Origin of the sequence: Nocardia amamiensis, from assembly GCF_015477605.1 — a bacterium.
Lineage (GTDB): Bacteria > Actinomycetota > Actinomycetes > Mycobacteriales > Mycobacteriaceae > Nocardia > Nocardia amamiensis_A.
The window spans coordinates 79117-100506 of sequence record NZ_JADLQX010000016.1; the positions used below are offsets into that span (position 1 = coordinate 79117).

Here is a 21390-nt window from a genome sequence, read left to right on the forward strand (position 1 = left end):
GAGGTTTACCCGCGCTGGCATCGAATCCGCCGGGTGACTACGCGATATCGAAAGACGCTGTGCGAGACGTAGGGTGACGGTTCGAGCGGCGGAAAAGGAGATCATGGGATGACCGACCCGGTGGTGGGTTTGACGGGTACGCTCACATCGCCGATCCGGGGCGCCGGGACGCTGGGTGAGGTCCTGGTCGCGATTCGAGGGGGAACCGAGCTGTACATCGCACAAGCCACCGAGCCGATCTCGGCCGGTTCGGCCGTGCTGGTCATCGCGGTCCATCCGGGGCGCGTCGTCGACGTCGTCCCGTGGATTCCGCTCGGCCCGGATCCGGCGGACGGAACCTGAAACAGTAAGGGAGACAGACGTGCTGGGCTACCACGTGCCGGACCCGGACGAGGCGATGCTGGTCAGCGGCGGCAAGAGCCGGGACAACACGCCGTTCAAAGTGATCATCGGACGCGGCGCCTGGGTGATTCCGCTGTTCCGCAAGGTGCGATACCTGTCGCTGGCGATGTTCGAATCCGAGATCAAGGAGCGCTGCGTCACCAAGCAGGCGATCCAGCTCGACGTCCGCGCGGTGATCGCGTTCAAGGTCGCCAACGACACCCAGTCCATCGTCAACGCGGCGCAGCGGTTCCTCTCCGAGCAGGAGCGGGAGATGTCGGTGCTGACCGGACGGATCTTCTCCGGGCACCTGCGCTCGATCGTTGGGTCGATGACGGTGGAGGAGATCATCCGGGAGCGGCAGAGGCTGGCCGACGAAGTGCTCGTCGCCTCGAAAGTGGAAATGAGCAATATCGGCCTGTGGGTCGATTCCTTCCAGATCCAGTCCATCGATGACGGCAACCTCGGCTATATCGCCGCGCTGGCCGCACCGCACAATGCCGCGGTGCAGCGGGACGCGCAGATCGCGCAGTCGCAGGCCGCGCAGGCGGCGGCGCAAGCCGAGCAGGAATCCCAGCGCAGGCAGGCGGAGTACCAGCGCGAGACGGCGATCCTGCGCGCGCAGTACCAGCGCGATATCGACAAGGCGAACGCCGAGGCCGCACAGGCCGGACCGCTCGCCGAGGCGATGGCGCTGCAAGAGGTGCTCACCGCCCAGGCCGAGCAGGCGCGGAAAGAGGCGCAGCTGCGGGAACAGCAGTTGCAGGCCGAGGTCGTGAAACCCGCTCAGGCCGAAGCGGAACGGGTGCGCATCCTGGCCGAGGCGGAGGCCGACCGCACCCGCATCCAGGCCGAGGCGGCCGCATCGAACAACCGGATCGCGCTCGACCAGTTGTTGATCGAACAACTTCCGGAAATCGTCAAGCAGGCATCCAACGGGTTGGCGAACGCGAATCTCACCGTGCTCAACGGTCCCGACGGCGTCGGCGAACTCGTGAACGGAATGGTCGGTCAGGGACTGACCGTTTTCAATTCGCTGCAAAAGGCGCTTTCCTCCAACGACGGCGAAAATGCGGGTTAAGGTGACCGAGTAGCGACGGCGACGAGGAGCGGGTGTTGGTGTCCATCGGGAAATTGGTGTCGTTCGACAGCTCTCGGGGGTTCGGATTCATTCGGCCGGAAGACGGCGGACCGGACGTGTTCGTCCATGTCAACGACATCGGTCTGGATGAGGACGAGTTGCGTCAGGGGCGGGTGTTCGAATTCGAGGTGACCGAAGGCGACCGCGGGCCGAAGGCGGTCAATCTCAGCGCGGTCGGCGGATCGTCCGCCCCGCCTGCCCGGCACAAAGGAAAAGACCGGACGGGTTCGGGACAGCTGACCGTCGCCGAACACAAACGTCTGATCACCGAGTTGCTCCTGGATGCCAGCCCCGCGCTCACCGCAGGCGAGATCCTCACCATCCGCGACCGGCTCACCGCGTTCGCCGACCAGCACGGGTGGCTGGAGAACTGAGCGGGGACATCCACGCCGGTGTCGGTGCGGCCACCTACGATCGAGCCGAGGCGGCCGCATACCGATGAGTTTTCTCTATGCGCGACGTCGGTATGGGTGAGGATCGAACCCGAGGAGGATCGCGTGGACCTACCGGTGATGCCACCCGTCCGGCCGATGCTGGCCAAATCCGCGTCCGCGGTGCCGCGCGAGCCGGGCCTGAGCTACGAACCCAAGTGGGACGGCTTCCGCTGCATCGTCTTCCGCGACGGCGCCGAGGTGGAACTCGGCTCCCGCAACGACCGCCCGCTGACCAGGTATTTTCCCGAAGTGGCCGAGCTGCTGCGGCAGGCGCTGCCGGATCGGTGCGTGGTGGACGGCGAGATCGTGGTGGTCACCGACCACGGCTTGGACTTCGACACTTTGCAGAACCGGCTGCACCCGGCCGCGTCCCGGGTCGCCAAGCTCGCCGCGGAGACGCCGGCCAGCTTCGTCGCGTTCGATCTGCTCGCGCTCGGCGACAAGGATCTGACCGGTCAGCCGTTCACCGAGCGCAGGCGGCTGCTGGAGACGATCCTGGACACCGCGCTCGCCCGCGTGCACCTCACCCCGATCACCCACGACCCCGATGTCGCCGAGGACTGGTTCACCCGGTTCGAGGGCGCCGGGTTCGACGGCGTCATGGTCAAGTCCGACGACCTGGCGTATCTGCAGGACAAGCGGGTGATGCTCAAGGTCAAGCACGAGCGCACCGCCGATTGTGTGGTGGCGGGCTTCCGCTGGCACAAGGACGGCGCCGGGGTCGGCTCGCTGCTGCTCGGGCTCTTCGACGACGAGGGCCGCCTGCACCACGTCGGCGTGGCAAGCAGCTTCACCGCGGCGCGGCGTAGAGAACTCGTCGAGGAGCTGGCGCCGCTGCGGGAGAACGCGCTGGCCGAGCACCCGTGGCGGGACTGGGCCGACGCCGCGGCGCAGGCCGCGGCCGAGGGCAAGATGCCCGGCGGGGTGAGTCGCTGGACCGGCGGCAAGGACCTGTCCTGGGAAGCGCTGCGACCGGAGCTGGTCGCCGAAGTCCGCTACGAACACGTCCAATCCGGTCGGCTGCGCCACGGCGGCAGGCTGGTGCGTTTCCGCACCGACCGCACCCCCGAATCCTGCACCTATGCGCAGCTGGACGAAGTCGCGCCCGCGGAATTGAGCGCCCTGTTCGGCGACGGTGCGGCGGCGCGGCACTCGCTCGTGCCGGAGGCGAGCGCCGGCGAGGTGCAGGGATGAGCGAGTCGGTCGATATCGAGGTCGACGGCAGAACCGTCGCGATCAGCAACCCGGGCAAGGTGTATTTCACCAAGCGCGGCGAAACAAAACTCGATCTGGTTCGTTACTACCAAGCGGTCGCCGAACCGTTCTTGAACGTGGTGGGCGGACGGCCATTGCTGCTGGAGCGTTATCCCGACGGCGCCTCCGGAAAATCCTGGTTCCAGAAGCGCGTGCCGAAATCCGCGCCGGAGTGGTTGCACACCGTGGAAGTCTCCACGCCCAACGGCACCACCAGCGACGCGCTCGTCGCGCACGATCTCGCCCATATTCTGTGGGCGGTGAATCAGGGCTGTCTCGGATTCCATGTCTGGCCCAACCGCGCCGACAATCTGGAGATCGCCGACGAGTTGCGCATCGACCTCGATCCCTCCCCCGGAATCGCGTTCGCCGATCTCAAACAGGCCGCGGTGCGGACAAGGGACTTGTTCGCCGAACTCGGCATCGAATCCCGGATCAAGACCTCCGGTTCCCGTGGATTACACATTTACGTCGCATTGGAACCGAAGTGGGACGGTTATCAGGTGCGTGCCGCCGCGGTCGCGCTGGCGCGCGAATTGGAGCGCAGATATCCAGCGGACATCACCGCGCAGTGGTGGAAAGAGGAGCGCGGGAACCGGGTGTTCATCGATTTCAATCAAAATGCGCCGCACAAGACGGTTTTCGGTGCCTGGTGTGTCCGGCCCAAGGTCGGTGCGCAGGTGTCGACGCCGATCAGCTGGTCGGATCTGGATTCGGTGGTCCCCGACGATCTGACGATCGCCACGGTGCCCGCCCGCTACGCCGAATTCGGCGATCCGTGGGCCGACCGGACGCCGCAGTCGATCGCCCCGTTGCTGGAGATGTCCGAGCGGGACATGGCGGCGGGGCTCATGGACGCTCCCTGGCCACCGCAGTATCCGAAGATGCCCAACGAGCCGCCTCGCGTGCAGCCGAGCCGCGCGAGGAAGGCCGAATAGCGTCGGCCGCTATTCGGTCCACAGCACCCACGTGCCGCTGCGGCCGCTGACCTCGCACACCAGGGCGCGGCCGTCGGCGGTGCGGCCGGTCTTCGCCCCCGACGCGTCGCATTTGGCGCCAGGCTGCTGCACGGCGGTCGCCACGGTGTGCGGCCCGGACCACTGATAGCCGCTCGCGGCGGTGAGGCAGATCAGCGTGCTGCCGTCGGTGCCGGTGCCGATCTGGCCGAGCTGGGCCTCGGTGCACACCGAGCCCTTCGTCACGGGTCCCTGTGCGGCCGTCGATGGTGGAGTCGTCACGGCGGGACTCGGCGCGGCGGGCGTCGTCGCCACCGGACGCTCGACAGTCGTCGGCACCGAGGCGACGGCCGTCGGCCCGGCTGCGGCCGTGCGGTTCATCACATCCGGCAGCCAGTTGCCCGACAGCAGCACGAATCCCGCCACCGCGGTGATCTCCGCGACGCCGAGCAGCAGCGCGAACATCGCCATGACGCGACCACGGGGATGGCTGAAGGCGATGAACCCGAACACGATGGCGACCGGGAACAGCCCGAGCAACGCGGCGACCAGCGCGATGATCGCGTACGGGTTGACGATCGGCGGAATCTCCACCCGGAGCCGTCCGGTCCGGCGGCGGCTCGGCGGCTGCTCCGGCCAGCGTTCGTCGTCATCCTCTTGCCAGCGGCGGTCGGACTCCTGCTCCGACCAGCGCTCCTCCGGCTGTGGCGCAGCCCAGCGATCCGTCTCACGCCGTTCCGCTCGTGTCATCCAGGTCCCTCTCCACACCAACACACCGCGCAGGAACCTCGAACCTGTCCGGACCCGCCCCGATATACCGACACAGAATAGGGTGCGCAACGCCAAAAGTTGATCCGAAGTATGCAATATCCGTGATCGAGCGGTAATAACAAACCCGCTGCAGCCCTCGCGGATCTGTTAGCCGAGGTGCATGCTGGTCGGCAAGCAGCTGGTCCGGCCACGGCGCTTCCCCAGGAGGATCCATGTCCGATAAGACGACGTCCACCGGTCAGGACAGGCCCGACTGGCATGCCAGGGCCGGGGATTTGCTCGACGACAATTTCAACCTGCCCGGCATCGTGCTGTGCGCGCTGGCGGTCGCGGCGATGGCATGCACGCTGACCGCCGCCGGGTACGGCTTCACCGGATGGACCGGGGTGGGCGCGGTGGTGACCGCGACCCTGTGGATCGCGGGCGTCGGCGCCCTGCTGCTCGAGCATCACCGGGAGCAGGTGATCGAGCGGAAGTACGGTCGTCACGGGCACGCTCCCGGAGGTCTGCGACCAGTCCACTACAGCCACGAGCCGCACCGGCGCTGACTCTCGCGGCCGCCGGCTCATCGTCTGCGGTGCACCTTCGGCAGCGACTCGGTAACCAATGTCAGCAACATGTCGCACAGCAGCTCGTGCACCTGCTCGCGGGTGAGCGTGCCCCGGGTGATCCATTCCCGGCCCGCAACCTTGACCATGCCGCCGTAAGCGCGGACCATCGCGCGCAATTCGGCGCCGTGTGCCGAGTCGGCGAGTCCCACCATCAGCAGCAGACGTTCGGCCGCCGCGTCGTCGGCGGCGTCCAGGATCTGCTGCACCTCCGGATCATCGCCGACGCCCTCGTGGCTGGTCACCTTCACCCAAGTGCTGCCGTGCTCGGCGATGGTGTCCAACAGCCAGTGCACGCTGGCGTCGACCCGTTCGCGCGCGGTGCCGGTGGGCACGACCATGTTGTCGAGCTTGGGCAGGGTGACCATCCGCCGCACCACTGCCAGATAGAGGTCGCGCTTGTTGCCGAAGTAATGGTTGATCAGGCCGCGGGCCACGCCCGCCCGCTGGGCCAGCTCGGCGGTGGACACGGCCGCATACGGCCGCTCGCCGAACATGTCGATCGCACAGGCGAGAATCTGCGCGCGCCGCTCGTCGGGTTCGAGCCTGCGGCGGCGCGGTGGCGCCGAGTCGGCGCCATCGTCCGCCGTGGCGCTGCTGGTTTCAGAGAGACCGCGCAATGAGATCCTTCATCACCTCGTTGCTGCCCGCGAGGATGCGCAGGACGCGGGCGCCGGTGTAGAGCTGCGAAATCGGATACTCCGTCATATAGCCGTAGCCGCCGAACAGTTGCAGGCAGCGGTCAACCACGATACCGAGCTGATCGGTCAACCAGTACTTCGACATGGCAGCGGTGGGAACGTCGAGATCGCCGCGCAGGTGTTTGCTGATGCAATCGTCCAGGAAGGTGCGGGAGACCCTGGCGATGGTCGCGCACTCGGCGAGTTCGAATTTGGTGTTCTGCATCGCGAACAGCGGTTTGCCGAATGCCTCGCGGCCTTTGGTGTAGTCGACGGTGAGTTGGACGGCTTTCTCCATCATGGCGACCGCGATGATCGCGGTGACGAGGCGCTCCTGCGCGAGCAGCCGCATCATTTGATAGAAGCCCTGACCCTCGGCTGCCCCGAGCAAGTTGGCCGCGGGCACCCGCAGGCCGTCGAAGAACAGCTCGGCGGTGTCCTGGGCCTTGCCGCCGATCTTGTTCAGGATGCGTCCGCGGGTGAAGCCCGGGGTGTCGTCGCCGACTTCGGCGAAGATCAGCGAGACGCCCGACGCGCCCTTGGTCGGGTCGGTCTTGGCGGCGATGATGATGCCGTCGCAGAGCCAGCCGTTGGTGATGAAGATCTTCGAACCGGTGATCACGTATTCGTCGCCGTCCCGCACCGCGCGGGTCTTGATGTTCTGCAGGTCCGATCCGGTGCTCGGCTCGGTCATCCCGATGGAAAGCACCATTTCGCCGCTGGCGGCTTTGGGCAGCACCCGCCGCTTGAGTTCTTCGGAGCCGAACTCGTTGAGGTAGGGCGCGATGATCGAGCTGTGCACGGGAACGCCCATCGAACCGTCACCGGCGCGCGCCTGCTCTTCGATGATCGCCGCCTCATGGGCGAACGTGCCGCCGCCACCGCCGTACTCGGCCGGAATCGCCGGGCACAGGAGCCCCAGTTCGCCCGCCCGGTTGTACAGCGCCCGGTCCGGGTGCCCCTGCGCGACGAATTTCTCCTCGTGCGGGACGACCTCTTTCTCGAAGAAGGTCCTCGCCAGGTCTCGTACCGCCTCGACCTCGTCGTCACTCCACGCCGCGCGCGCCATCGCCCGATCCTTCGCTCATTCCGGTCCGGCCCCGTCGCCGGTTCCGCCCTGAGATTTCCGAACTATTGGCGCGTTGTCAACAAGCGCGGATCACTCCGGTGCGATCGTCGTACCCGCCGACAGGAGTCGCTGCCCCAGCGCGCGGCAGCGGCTCCCGAGCTCTGGTGGGTCGAGTACCTCGAAGTCGTGTCCCAGCAGGAGCACGTGCATGAGCACGGTGTCGAGGCTGTGGGCGCCGCTGAGCACCTCGCAGAGCTCGCTTCCTCGCGGTCGTACGACAGCCGCCGATGCCGGGAGCTGCGCGCGCACCGTGTCGGCCGATGCGTGCACGAGGAAGCGCGCCCGGTGCGGGTAGACGCGACTCGCCACACCCTCCTGCACGTACGCCGCCGCGTCGGGCGCCGTCCGCGGGTGGAAGCGCCAGGTCCGCGCTGACACGTCGGTCATCCGGTCGACGCGGAAGCTGCGCCAGTCGTTCCGATCCAGGTCGTAGGCCATGAGGTACCACCGCCGGTCGGAGACGACCAAGCGGTAGGGCTCGACCCGCCGCCGTCGCACCTCGCTCCCGGACGGATAGTCGAAACCGGCCTCGACCTCGTCGCGGCAGGCTCTGGCCAGCGTCATGAGCACCTCGGGGTCGACCAGCATGAGGTCCACGCCGAAGGATTCCACCGATCCGGAGAGCGCGCGCATCTCGTGCCGCAACCGCGTCGGCAGCACCCGGTCGAGCTTCGTCAGCGCACGGAGGGCGGCGTCCCCGGCGCTGGAGACCGCGCAACCCGCGCCGGCCAGCAGCGAGACCGCGGTGGCAATCGCCTCCTCGTCGTCGAGCAGCATCGGCGGCAGGTCCTGCCCCGGCCCGAGCTGGTAGCCGCCGCCGACGCCTTGGCTCGCATGCACCGAATAGCCGAGCGCGCGGAGCCGCTCGACATCGCGCCGCACCGTGCGCGGCGTGACCCCGAGCCGGTCGGCGAGTTGGGGGCCGGTCCAGACCTGGCGCTGCTGCAGTAATCCGAGCAGGGTGAGCACCCGCTCCGTGGTACCCCGCTCCGCACCGCTGGCCATGTCCATGTCGTCCACCCTGGCAGAAAACAGCGGACCGATCCTGTCCGCTATCCGTGCCAGGGTCGCTGCATGGCTGGAGACCGACGCCTCTGCTGCGCGACCTCTACCTGCTCAGGAAACCCAGCAACAGGAGGCGACCGATGACCGCGAAGACCACCGCCCACCTCGACCCCGAAGAACTCCACAGCAACCCGGCCTTCACTCAGGGCGTGATCGCACCCGCTGCCCGGACGCTCTACGTCGGCGGCCAGCTCGGCACCGACAGCACCGGAAACGTGCTCGACGGCTTCGAGGCGCAAGCCGCGCAGGCAATGCGCAACGTGCTGTCCGTGCTCGCTGCCGCGGGAACCGGTCCCGAGCATGTCGTCAAACTCACCATCTATCTCGTCGATGGGGTCGACGCACAGGCGGGATACGCGGCGTCACGATCGGTGTGGGGTGACCACCGCACCGCCGTCACGGTCGTTTCCACCGCAGGACATGCTCGCCCTGGCGCGCTCGTGGAGATCGACGCAGTGGCGATCATCCCCGAATAGGAGCAGCCCACGCGCGAACATCCGTGAGCTGCGCCATATTCGGCATCGCACATCTCCCCTGCCCAGTCGATTCTTCGTACTCTCCGTATGGCATTACCGATGTGGTGCACGACGGCGACGTGCCCTCGGAACGGCACGAACGAGGCAGGACATGACCGAACCGCTGGACACCACCAAAACGCCCCGCCCCGACCGTGTCTGGACGGTCACTCGGGACGGCGCCGATCTCGCCGTCTTCGAATGGGGCGACCCCGCCGCCGAACCCCTGGTGCTGGTGCACGGCCTCACCGATACCCATCGCGTCTGGGCCACGGTGGCGGCGCTGCTGGCCGACGGTTTCCGCGTGATCGGCTATGACGTTCGCGGACACGGCCGTTCGAGCGGGCGTGGACTGCTCTCGGACTATCGCCTCGACCGGCTGGCGGAGGACTTCTTCGCGGTGATCGATGCCGCCAGCCCGCGCACGCCCGTGCACATCTGCGGCCACGGCTGGGGCGCGGTGCAGCTGTGGGAGGCGGTCTGTGACGAACGGGCCAACACTCGCGTCGCGTCGTTCACCGCGATCTCCGGCCCGAATCTCGACCACCTCGGCCTGTGGCTGCGCGCGCTGGCGCCGCGTACCCATCGACAGCTCGGCGATCTGGGCTGGTGGCTGCGTGGGGCACGGTGGGCGCTCACGCCCAGTGCGATCGCCCGCAGGCTCTACCCGCCGCGCGTCCGCGGCATGCTGGCGCGGCGGCTCGGCGGCATCTCGCCGGTGCCGGCGCGCCTGGCGCGTACCTGGCCGGCGGATCTGGTCGCCGGTGCGCGGATCGCGCAGGTCAATGTGCTGCATCACGTGAGCGAGCCCCGAGTGCGGCGCACCGCCGTTCCGGTGCAACTGCTGGTGGACACCACCGATCCGTTCGTCCCGGCCGCCGTCTACGACGCCTCCGCGCGCTGGGTCGACCAGCTGTGGCGCTGCGCCGTCCCGGCCGATCACTGGCTGCCGGTCACCGAACCCCTGCTGGTCGCCGAGGCGATCGCCAACTTCGTCGACGACTTGCGCGCCGACCGCGCGGCGATCAGCCCGCGGCGCAGCAGCTGACCGCAACCGGAGGGCTACCCCGCGGGCGGGTTTGCGACAATGGGCCGGTCGCTTGCCCAGCTCACGAAGGATGTCTCCCGCCGCGATGGCCGAAAGCATGATCGATCCCGACGACCTCGCGACCTGTCTGCGGGTCCTGGAGCAGGCCGGAACGCTGGAGAAGGATCATCCCGACTCGGTGACGGTGCAGCGCGCGGTCGGGCACATGTTCAAGAAGCTCAAGCAGCGGCGCAGGTCCGCGGCGCGCGAGGCCGTCTCGGCCGCCGACCAGGCGGTGGTCGCGGCCACCGCGACCGGCTCGCCGAACCGGATCGATGACGAGACCGCGGGCATCCCGATCAGCTCGACCGCGACCGCCGCCAGCGCGGGCACGCTGATCCGCCCGCGTCCCTGCTACATCTGCAAGCAGCGCTACACCCGGGTCGACGCGTTCTATCACCAGCTGTGCCCGGATTGCGCGGCGAGCAGCCACGCCAAGCGCGATGCCCGCACCGATCTCACCGGGCGCCGCGCACTGCTCACCGGCGGCCGCGCCAAGATCGGCATGTACATCGCGCTGCGACTGCTGCGCGACGGCGCGCACACCACCATCACCACCCGTTTCCCCAACGACGCCATCCGGCGTTTCACCGCGATGGACGACAGCGCGGACTGGCTGCATCGCCTGCGCATCGTCGGCATCGACCTGCGCGATCCGGCCCAGGTGGTCGCCCTGGCCGACGATGTCGCCGCGCAGGGGCCGTTGGACATCCTGATCAACAACGCGGCGCAGACCGTGCGCCGATCTGCCGGGGCCTACAGCGCGCTGGTCGATGCCGAGTCCGGACCGCTGCCCGCGGGCGCGCTGCCGGACGTGGTGAGTTTCGGCAAGACCATGCAGGCCCACCCCACCGCTCTGACCGCCTCGCTGACTCCGTCGTTGTCCGCCGCCGACGTCGCCGAGCTGGCACTGGTCGCCGGATCGGCAACGCCGGAACGCATTTCGCGTGGCGTGGCGATCGATGCGGGCGGCCTGGTGCCGGACCTCGCGCACACCAACAGCTGGGTGCAGACGGTCGCCGAGGTGGATCCGACCGAACTGCTCGAAGTGCAGCTGTGCAACTCGGTCGCGCCGTTCATCCTGGTCTCCCGTCTGCGCCCGGCGATGGCCGCCGCGGCGGCGCGGCGCAAGTACGTGGTGAACGTGTCGGCCATGGAGGGGCAGTTCTCCCGCGCCTACAAAGGGCCTGGGCACCCGCACACCAACATGGCCAAGGCCGCACTGAACATGCTGACCCGCACCAGCGCTCGGGAGATGTTCGAGAACGACGGCATCCTGATGACCGCCGTCGACACCGGCTGGATCACCGACGAGCGCCCGCACTACACGAAAATCCGCCTCGCCGAAGAGGGTTTCCACGCGCCACTGGACCTGGTCGACGGCGCGGCGCGCGTCTACGACCCGATCGTGCAGGGCGAGAACGGCACCGACCTGTACGGCTGCTTCCTCAAGGACTATCAGCCTTCTCCCTGGTGAAACCGGTTGCGCCAGCGGTCGTACGGGACCGTCGACAGTCAGCGAGGGATATCCTGGAGACGTGCTGTACCGGCTGCTGGCCGACGCCACGGCCGCCGCGCATTTCGCCTTCGTGGCCTACGTGGTGGTCGGCGGATTCCTCGCGTGGCGCTTCCCGCGCACGATCTGGCTGCATCTCGTCACTGCCGGGTGGGGATTCAGCACGATCGTATTCGGGCTCGAATGCCCGCTGACCCAAGTGGAGAACTGGGCGCGCGAACGCGCGGGCCGGGCGCGGCTGCCGTCGAGCGGATTCATCGACCACTACATAACGGGCGTGCTCTACCCTGAGGACGCGCTCGGGCCGGTGCGGTCGCTGGCCGCCGTGCTGGTGGTGGTCTCGTGGATCGGCTGCGTATCGATCCGGCGGCAGCGGTCGGTCGCCGTCCGCTGAACTCTCCGCAGTGCGAACGTCCGCCGCTCCTTCAGGCGTGCGCGAGACGGCGCCCGACGAAGTCGGCGACCTCCGCGGTGCGCTCGTCGAGGTAGAAATGCCCGCCGGGAAATGTCGCCCGATCGAAGCCACCGCTGGTGTGCGCCCGCCATTCGTCGGCCTGCTCGGGCCGCATGGTCGGGTCCCCGGTGCTGACCAGTGCCGCGATATCGGCGCGCAGCGGATCGCCCGGCCGATAGCGATAGGTCTCCACCGCCTGGTAATCGGCGCGTACCGCGGGCAGGACGAGTTCGGCGAGACCGGGTTCCGCGCGCAACATCTCGAGTGGCGCGGGATCGGCGGCCAACCGGATCAGGTCGCCGATGAGTTCGTCGTCGGAGGCCAGGTGCAGTCGCTTCGTCTCCTCGAACGTCGGTGCCGGACGGCCGGAGACGAACAGCGTGACGATCGGCCGCCCGCCGCGTTCGAGCCTGCGCGCGGTCTCGAACGCCACGGTCGCGCCCATGCTGTGGCCGAACAACGACAGCCGGTCGACTACTCCCTGCGCCAGAACTTCCGCGGCGATCCGGTCGGCGAGCACGCCGAGTTCGGTGATCGGCTCCTCGCCCAACCGGTCCTGCCGCCCGGGGTACTGCACGGCGTGCACCGCGACGCCCGCACCGAATCGCAGGGCCAGATTCCGATACGCCGTGGCCGGTCCGCCGCCGGGTGGGAAGCACAGCAGACGGTGACGCGCGACCGTCTCGGATCGCAAAGTCCGCAACCACTCCGAATCGGTGAAGGCTCCAGCCAACGTTCGGTCTCCTTGTCCGTCGTCCGTCCCGCGTCAACCTGGATCGGACCACGGTAGTCGTCCGGTCGTGTTCCCGGCCGGGCGGCACGGAGACCGCTGCTGGTCAGAACCGCGGGATCGCCTTCGATGGCGTCAGCTTCACATTGCCGGTCCAGTATTCCGAATTCGCCATGGTCTGCAGGAGTTCCGACGCCCGAGGAAGATCGGCGGCGTTGGCGGCGTCCAGATACTGGCTGGCGAGGTGGGGCATGATGAACCTGTTCATCAGCTGGCCCCGTTCCTGGCTCCAGCCTTCGAACTGCACGGGCAGCGGGTAGTCCGGGTTCGACTGCACGATGTTGCCCGCCGCGTCCCGGGCGATCGTGCTTCCTCCCGCGAGCGCCTCGATCCCCCTGATCTTGTCCCGGGTCGGCGCGCGGAAGTAATCCTCGAGATAGGCGCGTTCTTCGCGGGTGAGCTCGGATTCCGCGACATGGTCGATGTAGCGGCGGTTCGCGAGCCGGTGCGCCGTCTGCTGGAACAAGGCCATGTTGGCGGGTGAGCGGCCCAGCTTGAGTACCGCGAGCGACGCCGCCGCCTCGCCGATGTACTTGTCGCCGTCCCAGACGCTGGGCGCGAAGTTCTGGCGGTAGTTGTAGGCCCGGACCGCGTCGATGACCATCCCCTGATCGCGGAAGCCGGCATCGATCAGCGCGCTGCCCAGATCACTGAGCCCCCCACCGCGATTGACGACGCGGTCGATGGCCGCGGCGGCGCTGCGTGGCGTGTGCCGCCCGCCGTGCTCGCGGACGGCACTTCTGGCCCCCTCCATGAGCTGTTCTCGGGTTCGCATGTAGTTGACATTCCAGCCCCGTTCGTTGATCAACGCGTTCGATCGCCAACCCCCGAGTTCCGCGCGATTGCGCAGTCGCGCGTGCGGGTCGAGCGGATTGCGTTTGTTGCCGAGCAGCAATGCCGCGATCGGGCTGTTGTTGACGGTGTTGACGGCGGCGAGCCCGGCGATCAACCCGGCGCCGGACAGAGAATGCGACGTGCCACCTGGGCCCATCCCCAGGGCGGTGCCCGAGCCGCCACCCTTGCCGCCGCCCGCGCCTTGCACGGCGAGGGCGAACCGGTTGGCGATCCAGTCGTTGCCGCGGCTGATGCCTGCGCTGAGCCGCTTCAACTGGAGGATGGCGACCACCTCGACGATGGCGCCGAGCACGAGCACGATCATCACCTGTCCGCGCGCTTCGCGGAACAGATTGCCCAGGAACAGAACATAGACCCCCAGAAAGATGGTGTAGGCCGCCATCCGCCCGGCCGCGACGAGGCTGTCCACGATGTTGCGCACCAGGAAGGTCTGTGTGGGGCCGTACACGAATCCGCCCGCCGCGAATCCGAAGATCGACATGAAGCCGTGGTAGACCGAGTCCAGCGCGGCCCAAATGATCTTCAGCCCGAGATACACCCCGAAGCACAGCAGGACCGCGGCGCAGAACAGCAGCACCAGACCGGAACCGACCTGTCCGAAGCCCGGATTGTCGGCCTTGGCGTAGGCCGCCGCGTCGCCGCAGGCACGCAGGCCGTTCAGCACCCCGGAGTCGTCACCCGACCGCACCCCGGCCGACCAGGCGGCGGCGCAGCGCGGCGACTCGTCGACCACGTGCCCGAAGTTCCACACCTGCACCGGTTTCCGCACGAAGTTGTCCGCCAGATCGCCCTGCATCGTCGTGATCAGCTGGTCGGTGTCCGGCGCGGCGTGGCCGTTCAGCCCGGCGGCGACCGAGATCCCCAGATCGCGGCCCTGTGCCAGCAGACCGTGCGACGACAACACGTCCGCCAGCGGCTCGGCGAGGAAGATCGGACCGAGTATCGCGACCCCCACCATGGTGACCACCTGCGCGGTGGCCTTGGCGTGGTATCCGCGCACCACGAACCAGCCGACGAAGAACGCCCCGATCGCCGCCGCGACGGTCATCAGCAGCGGGGTGGCGATCTGGCCGGTGACGCTGTCCGCGACTCCGGTCAGCGCGCGCCCGAACGGATCGAGCCATTGGAAGCTGATCACAAAGCCGATCACCCACACCCCGGTGGTCGTGATCACGATGTATCCCACGAATTCCAGGCCGATCACGACCACCACGATCGTCACGATCGGACGGAGTACGCTGCCGCCGCTAGACGCGAAGAGGTAGTCGGTCACCCGGACACCGGCCGAGTCCCGGACGTTCATCCAGCCCACCGCGTCGATGCTGGAGCCGACCCCGCTCTGGCCATCCGCGAAGGCCAGCGCGGTGGCCCCGAGGAGGCCGGGAAAGATGAACAGCACGAAGACGAACGCGAGCAGGTACACGACCCGTCGGCGCGTGCGGGACGCGCCGATCCAGGCACGCCATCGGCCCAGCAGTGTGCGCAGTGGCCAGCGCGCCGGATCCCAGAACGCCATCTCCCAGGCAGTCCACGAATGCTGCGCTCCGGTGTCCCCCACCGTCGCAACGACATCCGTAGCGGTCAGGGAAGGCTTCGGCGGCACGGTAATCGGCTCTTTCCGGTCGACAATCGGTCAGCCGGGATCGATGAGTCACCGGCGCGTTCCGTCCGGCGATGCTATGTTCCGCGGAAAGGCCGCCCGAGGGATACAACCAGCGTGATCACAAATACCGGGTGAGCTCTTCGCACATGGTCGAAACCGATTGGCCGAGCCGCGAACAGGATTCGGGCCGACCAGGCCACGCCAACAGGCGCGCACCGATCAGAGTGTGAAAGTCCGCAGATGGTCGATCAGGTGCTGCGCGGGCTCGCCTCGGTTACCGCGGCACGGCCACCATCGGCATGCATCCGGCGCATCTGCCCGATCATGGGCGATCAGGTCAGCAGCCGCACCATCTCGCGTGGGGTGCTCGCGATGGTTCGCCCGGATCACGCGCACAGCAGAACGCGGTGGTCGTCGCTGAGGCTGAACGCGAAGTAGCGGCGTCGCGCAAGATCAGCCCGCCGTCGTCGGTACAGCCCGCGGGACCGGCGCCGCCGAGCCGGTCGGTACCGCGCGCCCGTACTCGACGGAGTCGAGCTGTTCCGCGGACACCGTCTCCTGCACGGATGAGGCATTCCCGGCCGGAGCGGCACGCATCCCACCGGGGTCGAGTGGGCGGACAGGATGGATCAGGCGTCGCCGAGGCGAGTCCGCGCCAGTCGTCGTTCGAGTTCGGCGACCCGCTGCCGGTAATCGTCCAATTCGCTGAGCCGCGAATCCATTTCGTGCATCAGCTGGGCGATGCGACCGAGATAGCGGTGCGCCGGGCGATCAGCCCAGTAGTCCCCGGCGCGTCCGTACTCCACCGCACGATCGACGTCGCCTGCGGGAATCCCCGCGGCGATGGCGTCCGCCGTGGCCGCCGCGAGCGCCGCCTCGAGCTGTTCCAAGCGCAGCCGCGTCGCCTGATCATGGCCTTTACGCCCGCCGAGCGCGGCGCGTTCGGCGGCGAGGTCCTGGATTTCCCGCAGGTATCCGGCGTTCTGGGCGTCCTGCACCGCCATCAGCTCGTAGTCGTGTTTGATCGGCGCGTGGCGAACCCGGTCCGGGATCAGCGCGGATCGCGGCTGTATATCGTTGCCGAAAGCCGGGGTCCTCTCCCGCCCAGGCGGGTCCCTTCTCACCCTCGTCGTCGGGACTGTGTACTCCGGACTGTCGGCATAGGCGTTCGTCATCGTCGCTCGACCTCAGGTATCGGTGCCGCGTGGTGGTGCGGTACGGCCAGTCATGCTCTATCCCTATGTCCGCACGTGACGGACAGGTCATCCGATTCACGCGTTGTTTTCCGCGCCGTGAGCTGCGGTGCAGCACTCGGACATATTCGCCGAATTCACGCCGCGCGTCGCCTGCCTATCCTCACTGGCGAGAAGACCTGCGTGACAGCTTGTTTCACGTCGTCGTCGGCGATCGTGCCGAAACATCTACGCAACTCCACTGTCCGACGTACGCCCTGATGCGCTGTCGAGCCGGTCCGACCCGCTTGTCGGCATTCCTTCCGCAATCCCACCGAAACGTATCCGCGATCGCATGATCGCCGCCCGAGTACGCCCGGCGGCACGGCGCCGATGACTACGGGATCCGAGCGGCTACGACTCCGGCGCCGAGTGACGCCGCACACCTGCGCACCGGTGAAGTTCCCATCCCGATCCGAAACACCGCAGGTGGCACCTGAGATCGGCGGCGCACCCCGGAAATCGTGGCCGCCCCGAGCCCGCGCGAAGATCAACCGCGGCCCGCGACTTCTCCGGCGCGGCAACTACGCTGAAGCGAGTGAACACGCACGCACGGCTCGTCCGCGACTACGAGGCCGGTATCGGTGTCACCGCCTCGCCCATCTCCCCCGCGCCCGACCCGGGTAGCAATCTCGCCGCGACATTGCCGGTCTGGGCGCTGGCGGCCGGTTCGGTCGCGACGCTGACGGCCGCGGCGAACCGTATGCGCGAAGCGCGTGGCCTCGATCCGGTGCCGCACCGCATCGATCCCACCCGTATCACCGCGGCCTTCTCCAGCGAGAAACTGCTCCGCGTCGGTGGCCAAGGGCCGGCGGTGTTCACCGACCTGTCCGGATTCTTTCCCACCTTCGACGGCTGGGTTCGCACGCACGCCAACTATCCGCACCACCGCGCCCGCCTGCTCGCCACCCTCGACCTGCCCGAATCCGCGCCCGCCGATCTGGCCGTCGCCCAGATGGCCATGAGCCGCGCCTCCGATCTGGAGGAGCGGGCCGCCGCCCACGGCGCGATCGCGGTCCGGGTCCGCACCGAGCAGGAGTGGGCCGAGAGCCCGCAGGGACAGGCCGCCGCCGCGGGCCCCGTGGTGGCGATCGCGCCCCGCACAGACCGCGGCGAACCCGGCTTGCCGTCGGGTGCGGCACCTTTGCAGCCGCTGCGGGGTTTGCGGGTGCTCGATCTGACCCGGGTGATCGCGGGACCGGTCGCGACGCGAGCGCTGGCGTTGCTCGGCGCCGAGGTCCTGCGGGTCGATCCGCCGCAGCTGCCGGAGATCCCGTGGCAGTACGCGGATACCTGCCAGGGCAAGCGCTCCACGCTGGTGGACCTGCGCACCCACCGGATCGATGAACTGATCGCCGCCGCGGATGTGCTGATCACCGGCTACCGTCCGGGCGCGCTGGAGCGCGCGGGCGTGCGCGCCGCCGGCCGACCCGGCCTGGTCCACGGGCGGGTGTCCGCGTGGGGTGAGACGGGTCCGTGGGGCGGGCACCGCGGTTTCGACAGCATCGTGCAAGCCGCCTCTGGCATCTCGATCCTCGAAGGCGCCCCCGCGGTACCGGGCGCGCTGCCCGCGCAGGCGCTGGATCACGCGTCGGGCTATCTGCTCGCCGCGGGCGTGATCGATGCGCTGGTCGCCCGCGGCCAGGACGGTGTCGGCCGGGACGTCCGCGTCGCGCTGGCACGCACCGCGTCCTGGTTGCTCGACGCGCCGGATCGCACGCCGCGTCACCCCAAGGCCGCGGCGCCGAACCCGGCGCAGGCGGTGCGCCATGGGCAGGTCGTCACCGCGCCCCCCGCCCTCGCCGAATACCCGGATTACGCCTGGCCCGCGCCCGCCTACGGCGCGGATCGCCCCGCCTGGCCGCTCCCGGCGCACTGACAGGCCCGCCGGGGCGCCGCGAAAATACTTTGCGGCGTCCCGGCAGCGGGCGATGAAATGGTTGTCCTCGCGTCGTCTGAACCGGCATGACGCTCACCGACACCATTTCGGAAGGAACCCGCGCCGTGGACACCACGCTCGACCGCGCCGCCGAGCCGCTCGGCGGTCGGCGAGAGTGGATCGGGCTCGGCGTGCTCGCGCTCGCCTGCCTGGTCTACGCGATGGACATGACGGTGTTGCACCTCGCTGTGCCGATGATCAGCGCCGAACTGCAGCCGACCAGCTCACAGCTGCTGTGGATCATCGACGTCTACGGGTTCATGGTGGCCGGGCTGCTGGTCACCATGGGCACACTCGGCGACCGGATCGGCAGGCGCAGGCTGCTCATGGCGGGCGCGGCGGCGTTCGCGGTGGTGTCGGTGGTCGCGGCGTTCGCGCCTAGCGCGGAGCTGCTGATCGCGTGCCGCGCTCTGCAAGGGATCGCCGGCGCGACGCTCGCACCATCGACACTGTCGTTGCTGTTCAGCATGTTCCGCGATGCCAAGCAGCGGTCGGTGGCGGTCGGCGTGTGGGTCGGCGCGTTCTCCGCCGGTGGTGCGGTCGGGCCACTGTTCGGCGGCGTCCTACTGGAGCGGTTCTGGTGGGGGTCGGTCTTCCTGCTCGCGGTCCCGGTCATGGCGCTGCTGCTGGTCTTGGGGCCGAAAGTGCTTCCCGAATACCGCGATCCGGACGCGGGGCGATTGGATCCGCTCAGCGCCGCACTGTGTGTTGCCGCGATGATCGCGCTGGTATTCGGCATGAAGAAGATCGCCCAGGACGGGCCGGGCGCGGGCGCCGTGCTCGCGATCGTCACCGGTCTCGCCATCGGCGTCGTGTTCGTGCGCCGCCAGCTCGGCAGTGCGCACCCGATGCTCGACCTGCGCTTGTTCCGGCTGGGCACGTTCCGGATCGCGCTGCTGATCAACGTGGTCGGCATCTTCGTCGCGTTCGGCTATTTCCTGTTTGTGGCCCAGTACTTCCAGCTCGTGCTGGGGCTCTCACCTCTGGCGGCGGGCTTGGTGATGGCGCCGTCCGGACTCGGGTTCATCGTCGGCTCGCAGCTGGCGCCCCGCATCGTCCGGGTGGTGCGCCCGGCGTACCTGATCGGCTCCGGCTTGGCCACCTCGGCCGTCGGCCTGGTGTTGATGACACAGGTCGAGGTGACCGGCGACGTGCTGCTCGCGCTGGCCGCCTCGGTGATCATCGCCCTGGGACTGGCGCCGGTGTTCGGCATCACCACCGAACTGATCGTCGGCTCGGCGCCACAGGAACAGGCAGGCGCCGCCGCGGGAGTTTCCGAAACAGGCGCGGAACTCGGTGGTGCCCTTGGCATTTCGATTCTCGGCAGCATCAGCGTCGCGCTCTACCGCGGCGACCTCGCCGGCTCGCTCCCCGCTGGGGTCCCAGCCGAGGCCGAGCGTTCTGTGCGCGACACTCTCGGCGCCGCCGCGCACACCGCCACCACACTGCCCGGCGAAGTGGGCGAGGCAGTTCTGCTGGCCGCGCGCCAAGCGTTCCTGCACGGCGTGCAGGTCACCGCAACCATCGCTGCCCTAGCGGCCCTGGCGCTGTCCGCGGTCGCGGTGCTCCGCCTGCGCCACATCCCCGCCGGGGAAATCAGCGACGACTGACCGAGCCTGAGTCCATCGCCGTCTGCGGTGGTCCGTTGGGCCGCTCATCTTTACGTCGGAAACGCGACCGCCTGGAACGAGCTGGCTCACCTCCGCGGGAGACCGCGGAGTCTCCACCGTTGCGTGTCCGCAGTGCAGGAACGGAATTGGAGGTGCGCCGTCGATTCCAGAGCTATGGCTGATAGGTCAGCATGTACATGCCGGCTCCACCGACGGTACAAAGTGTGGTGGTGTTGGGATGCCACGCGATACCGACCACGGGACCGGCGAATCGCAAGGCGCACTGACAGCGGGCATCGGCTATCCGCCACAGCCGCACAGTCCCGTCGTTGCTCGCAGTAGCGAGCAGCGTGCCATCAGGAGAGAATTCGCACTTGTCCACCCAGCTTGCATGACCGGAGAGCACGGCGCGCTCGGTGCCGTCGGACACCCGCCATAGGCGAACGGTCCGGTCGTCGCTAGTCGTCGCGAGCAGCGTGCCGTCCGGTGAGAACGTGCAGTCATTGAGTAGATCGCCATGGCCGGCCAGCACCGCTCGCGTAGTGCCGTCGGAGACCCCCCACAAGCGGGCTGTGCGATCGCTGCTCGCGGTCGCGAGCAGCACGCCGTCGGGGGAAAACGCGCAGTGTTTGACGCGGCCGGTGTGACCGGTCAGCACCGCGCGCTGCCTGCCGTCGGCCACCCGCCACAGCCGCACGGTGCAGTCGCTGCCGCCGGTGGCGACCAACGTCCCGTCCGGGGCGAAGCTGCAGCTGTTCACCCACCCGGTATGGCCCGCCAGTATTGCCCGCTGACTGCCGTCGGCGACCAGCCAGAGCCGGGCCGTGGAGTCGTTGCCCGCCGTCGCCAGCAGGGCGCCGTCGGCTGAGAACGCACAGCGGTTCACTCGGCCGGTGTGACCGATCAGTACGTGCTGTCTGCCGGTCACGATGTGCCGCAGTCGCGTCGTATCGACGTCGTTGGTGGCGAGCAGACTGCCGTCCGGCGAGAACACGCAACCGTGCACCCGGAGGCGGCCTGTAAAGGCCGCCACTTCGGTGCCCCTTGCAGCCCGGTGGTCAACCCCACCTCCACCGGCGTCGGCGCGGTCAGTGCCGCCACAAGCCGGCCACCCAGCTCGGGCCGCTCCACCATGCGGTCCAGTGGCGGGGCCATCCACGGTCGCCGCCGATCATTCCCTCGACCGGCATCAGCCGATCCGTCCTCGGCCAGCAGCAACATCAGACCCAGCGCGGAGACGGGCAACGCCAAGATATTCGCCCACCCGGCTACCTTGTTGACATCGCCGGTCGCGATCGCCCATACGGGAAATGCCACGCACACCATCAACAGTGCCCAGCCGAGCAGAATCCACCCCAACCGGGCGCGCC

General features: G+C 68.5%; 21 protein-coding genes. 13 read left to right on the forward strand and 8 right to left on the reverse strand.

The window, feature by feature from the left end; all coding sequences use genetic code 11:
• Positions 1–108 precede the first annotated feature (108 nt).
• The 5 genes from IU459_RS21565 (at position 109) to ligD (ending at position 4148) form a co-directional block, all read left to right on the forward strand.
• Positions 109–342 carry a hypothetical protein gene (locus tag IU459_RS21565; RefSeq protein ID WP_195131363.1) on the forward strand — a complete coding sequence of 78 codons (234 nt, stop codon included), beginning with the start codon at positions 109–111 and terminating at the stop codon, positions 340–342.
• 19 nt (positions 343–361) lie between these two features.
• The gene (locus tag IU459_RS21570) at positions 362–1462 is read left to right on the forward strand and encodes an SPFH domain-containing protein (protein ID WP_195131364.1); all 1101 of its coding nucleotides are present in this window, start codon (positions 362–364) and stop codon (positions 1460–1462) included.
• Positions 1463–1500: 38 nt separating this feature from the next.
• On the forward strand, positions 1501–1896 hold the full coding sequence (locus IU459_RS21575; protein WP_440446517.1) for a cold-shock protein: 396 nt from the start codon (positions 1501–1503) through the stop codon (positions 1894–1896).
• A gap of 123 nt (positions 1897–2019) precedes the next feature.
• A complete protein-coding gene (locus IU459_RS21580) occupies positions 2020–3150 on the forward strand; it encodes an ATP-dependent DNA ligase (RefSeq protein WP_324198971.1) in 1131 nt (376 codons plus the stop codon).
• Entirely contained in the window at positions 3147–4148 is a 1002-nt protein-coding gene (gene ligD, locus IU459_RS21585; protein WP_195131366.1) for a non-homologous end-joining DNA ligase, read from the forward strand. Before IU459_RS21580 ends, ligD begins: the two co-directional genes overlap by 4 nt.
• A gap of 9 nt (positions 4149–4157) precedes the next feature.
• Here ligD and IU459_RS21590 read toward each other — a convergent pair whose 3' ends face one another.
• Entirely contained in the window at positions 4158–4916 is a 759-nt protein-coding gene (locus tag IU459_RS21590) for a DUF4190 domain-containing protein (RefSeq protein ID WP_195131367.1), read from the reverse strand.
• 233 nt (positions 4917–5149) lie between these two features.
• Between IU459_RS21590 and IU459_RS21595 the strand changes: the two genes are divergently transcribed.
• Positions 5150–5485: a hypothetical protein gene (locus IU459_RS21595; protein WP_195131368.1), complete on the forward strand. Its 336-nt coding sequence runs from the start codon at positions 5150–5152 to the stop codon at positions 5483–5485.
• Positions 5486–5502: 17 nt separating this feature from the next.
• On the opposite strand, the gene IU459_RS21600 is transcribed toward IU459_RS21595, so the two are convergent.
• From IU459_RS21600 to IU459_RS21610, 3 genes are all read right to left on the reverse strand, one after another.
• Positions 5503–6165 carry a TetR/AcrR family transcriptional regulator gene (locus tag IU459_RS21600; protein WP_195131369.1) on the reverse strand — a complete coding sequence of 221 codons (663 nt, stop codon included), beginning with the start codon at positions 6163–6165 and terminating at the stop codon, positions 5503–5505.
• Entirely contained in the window at positions 6149–7294 is a 1146-nt protein-coding gene (locus IU459_RS21605; protein ID WP_195131370.1) for an acyl-CoA dehydrogenase family protein, read from the reverse strand. Before IU459_RS21605 ends, IU459_RS21600 begins: the two co-directional genes overlap by 17 nt.
• A 90-nt stretch (positions 7295–7384) precedes the next feature.
• Positions 7385–8365, reverse strand: coding sequence for a helix-turn-helix transcriptional regulator (locus IU459_RS21610; RefSeq protein ID WP_195131371.1), 981 nt, complete (start codon positions 8363–8365; stop codon positions 7385–7387).
• Positions 8366–8499: 134 nt separating this feature from the next.
• On the opposite strand from IU459_RS21610, the gene IU459_RS21615 reads away from it, so the two are divergent.
• The 4 genes from IU459_RS21615 (at position 8500) to IU459_RS21630 (ending at position 11931) form a co-directional block, all read left to right on the forward strand.
• Positions 8500–8895 carry a RidA family protein gene (locus tag IU459_RS21615; protein ID WP_195131372.1) on the forward strand — a complete coding sequence of 132 codons (396 nt, stop codon included), beginning with the start codon at positions 8500–8502 and terminating at the stop codon, positions 8893–8895.
• Between the two features lie 151 nt (positions 8896–9046).
• The gene (locus tag IU459_RS21620) at positions 9047–9982 is read left to right on the forward strand and encodes an alpha/beta fold hydrolase (RefSeq protein WP_195131373.1); all 936 of its coding nucleotides are present in this window, start codon (positions 9047–9049) and stop codon (positions 9980–9982) included.
• Positions 9983–10067: 85 nt separating this feature from the next.
• Positions 10068–11498, forward strand: a complete 1431-nt coding sequence (locus IU459_RS21625) for an SDR family NAD(P)-dependent oxidoreductase (RefSeq protein WP_195131374.1) — start codon at positions 10068–10070, stop codon at positions 11496–11498.
• Between the two features lie 61 nt (positions 11499–11559).
• Positions 11560–11931: a DUF2784 domain-containing protein gene (locus IU459_RS21630; RefSeq protein WP_195131375.1), complete on the forward strand. Its 372-nt coding sequence runs from the start codon at positions 11560–11562 to the stop codon at positions 11929–11931.
• A gap of 31 nt (positions 11932–11962) precedes the next feature.
• On the opposite strand, the gene IU459_RS21635 is transcribed toward IU459_RS21630, so the two are convergent.
• Positions 11963–12724, reverse strand: coding sequence for a thioesterase II family protein (locus IU459_RS21635; RefSeq protein ID WP_195131376.1), 762 nt, complete (start codon positions 12722–12724; stop codon positions 11963–11965).
• Between the two features lie 103 nt (positions 12725–12827).
• Entirely contained in the window at positions 12828–15194 is a 2367-nt protein-coding gene (locus tag IU459_RS21640; RefSeq protein ID WP_195131377.1) for a hypothetical protein, read from the reverse strand.
• Between the two features lie 285 nt (positions 15195–15479).
• Here IU459_RS21640 and IU459_RS21645 point away from each other — a divergent pair, with 285 nt between their 5' ends.
• On the forward strand, positions 15480–15677 hold the full coding sequence (locus tag IU459_RS21645; protein WP_195131378.1) for a hypothetical protein: 198 nt from the start codon (positions 15480–15482) through the stop codon (positions 15675–15677).
• A gap of 191 nt (positions 15678–15868) precedes the next feature.
• Here IU459_RS21645 and IU459_RS21650 read toward each other — a convergent pair whose 3' ends face one another.
• A complete protein-coding gene (locus IU459_RS21650) occupies positions 15869–16414 on the reverse strand; it encodes a hypothetical protein (RefSeq protein WP_195131379.1) in 546 nt (181 codons plus the stop codon).
• Positions 16415–17009: 595 nt separating this feature from the next.
• Between IU459_RS21650 and IU459_RS21655 the strand changes: the two genes are divergently transcribed.
• Complete coding sequence (locus tag IU459_RS21655; RefSeq protein ID WP_195131380.1) at positions 17010–18350, forward strand: CoA transferase; 1341 nt, start codon at positions 17010–17012, stop codon at positions 18348–18350.
• Positions 18351–18436: 86 nt separating this feature from the next.
• Positions 18437–20020 carry an MFS transporter gene (locus IU459_RS21660; protein WP_195131381.1) on the forward strand — a complete coding sequence of 528 codons (1584 nt, stop codon included), beginning with the start codon at positions 18437–18439 and terminating at the stop codon, positions 20018–20020.
• 172 nt (positions 20021–20192) lie between these two features.
• On the opposite strand, the gene IU459_RS21665 is transcribed toward IU459_RS21660, so the two are convergent.
• Complete coding sequence (locus tag IU459_RS21665; RefSeq protein WP_195131382.1) at positions 20193–21053, reverse strand: WD40 repeat domain-containing protein; 861 nt, start codon at positions 21051–21053, stop codon at positions 20193–20195.
• Between the last annotated feature and the right edge of the window lie 337 nt (positions 21054–21390).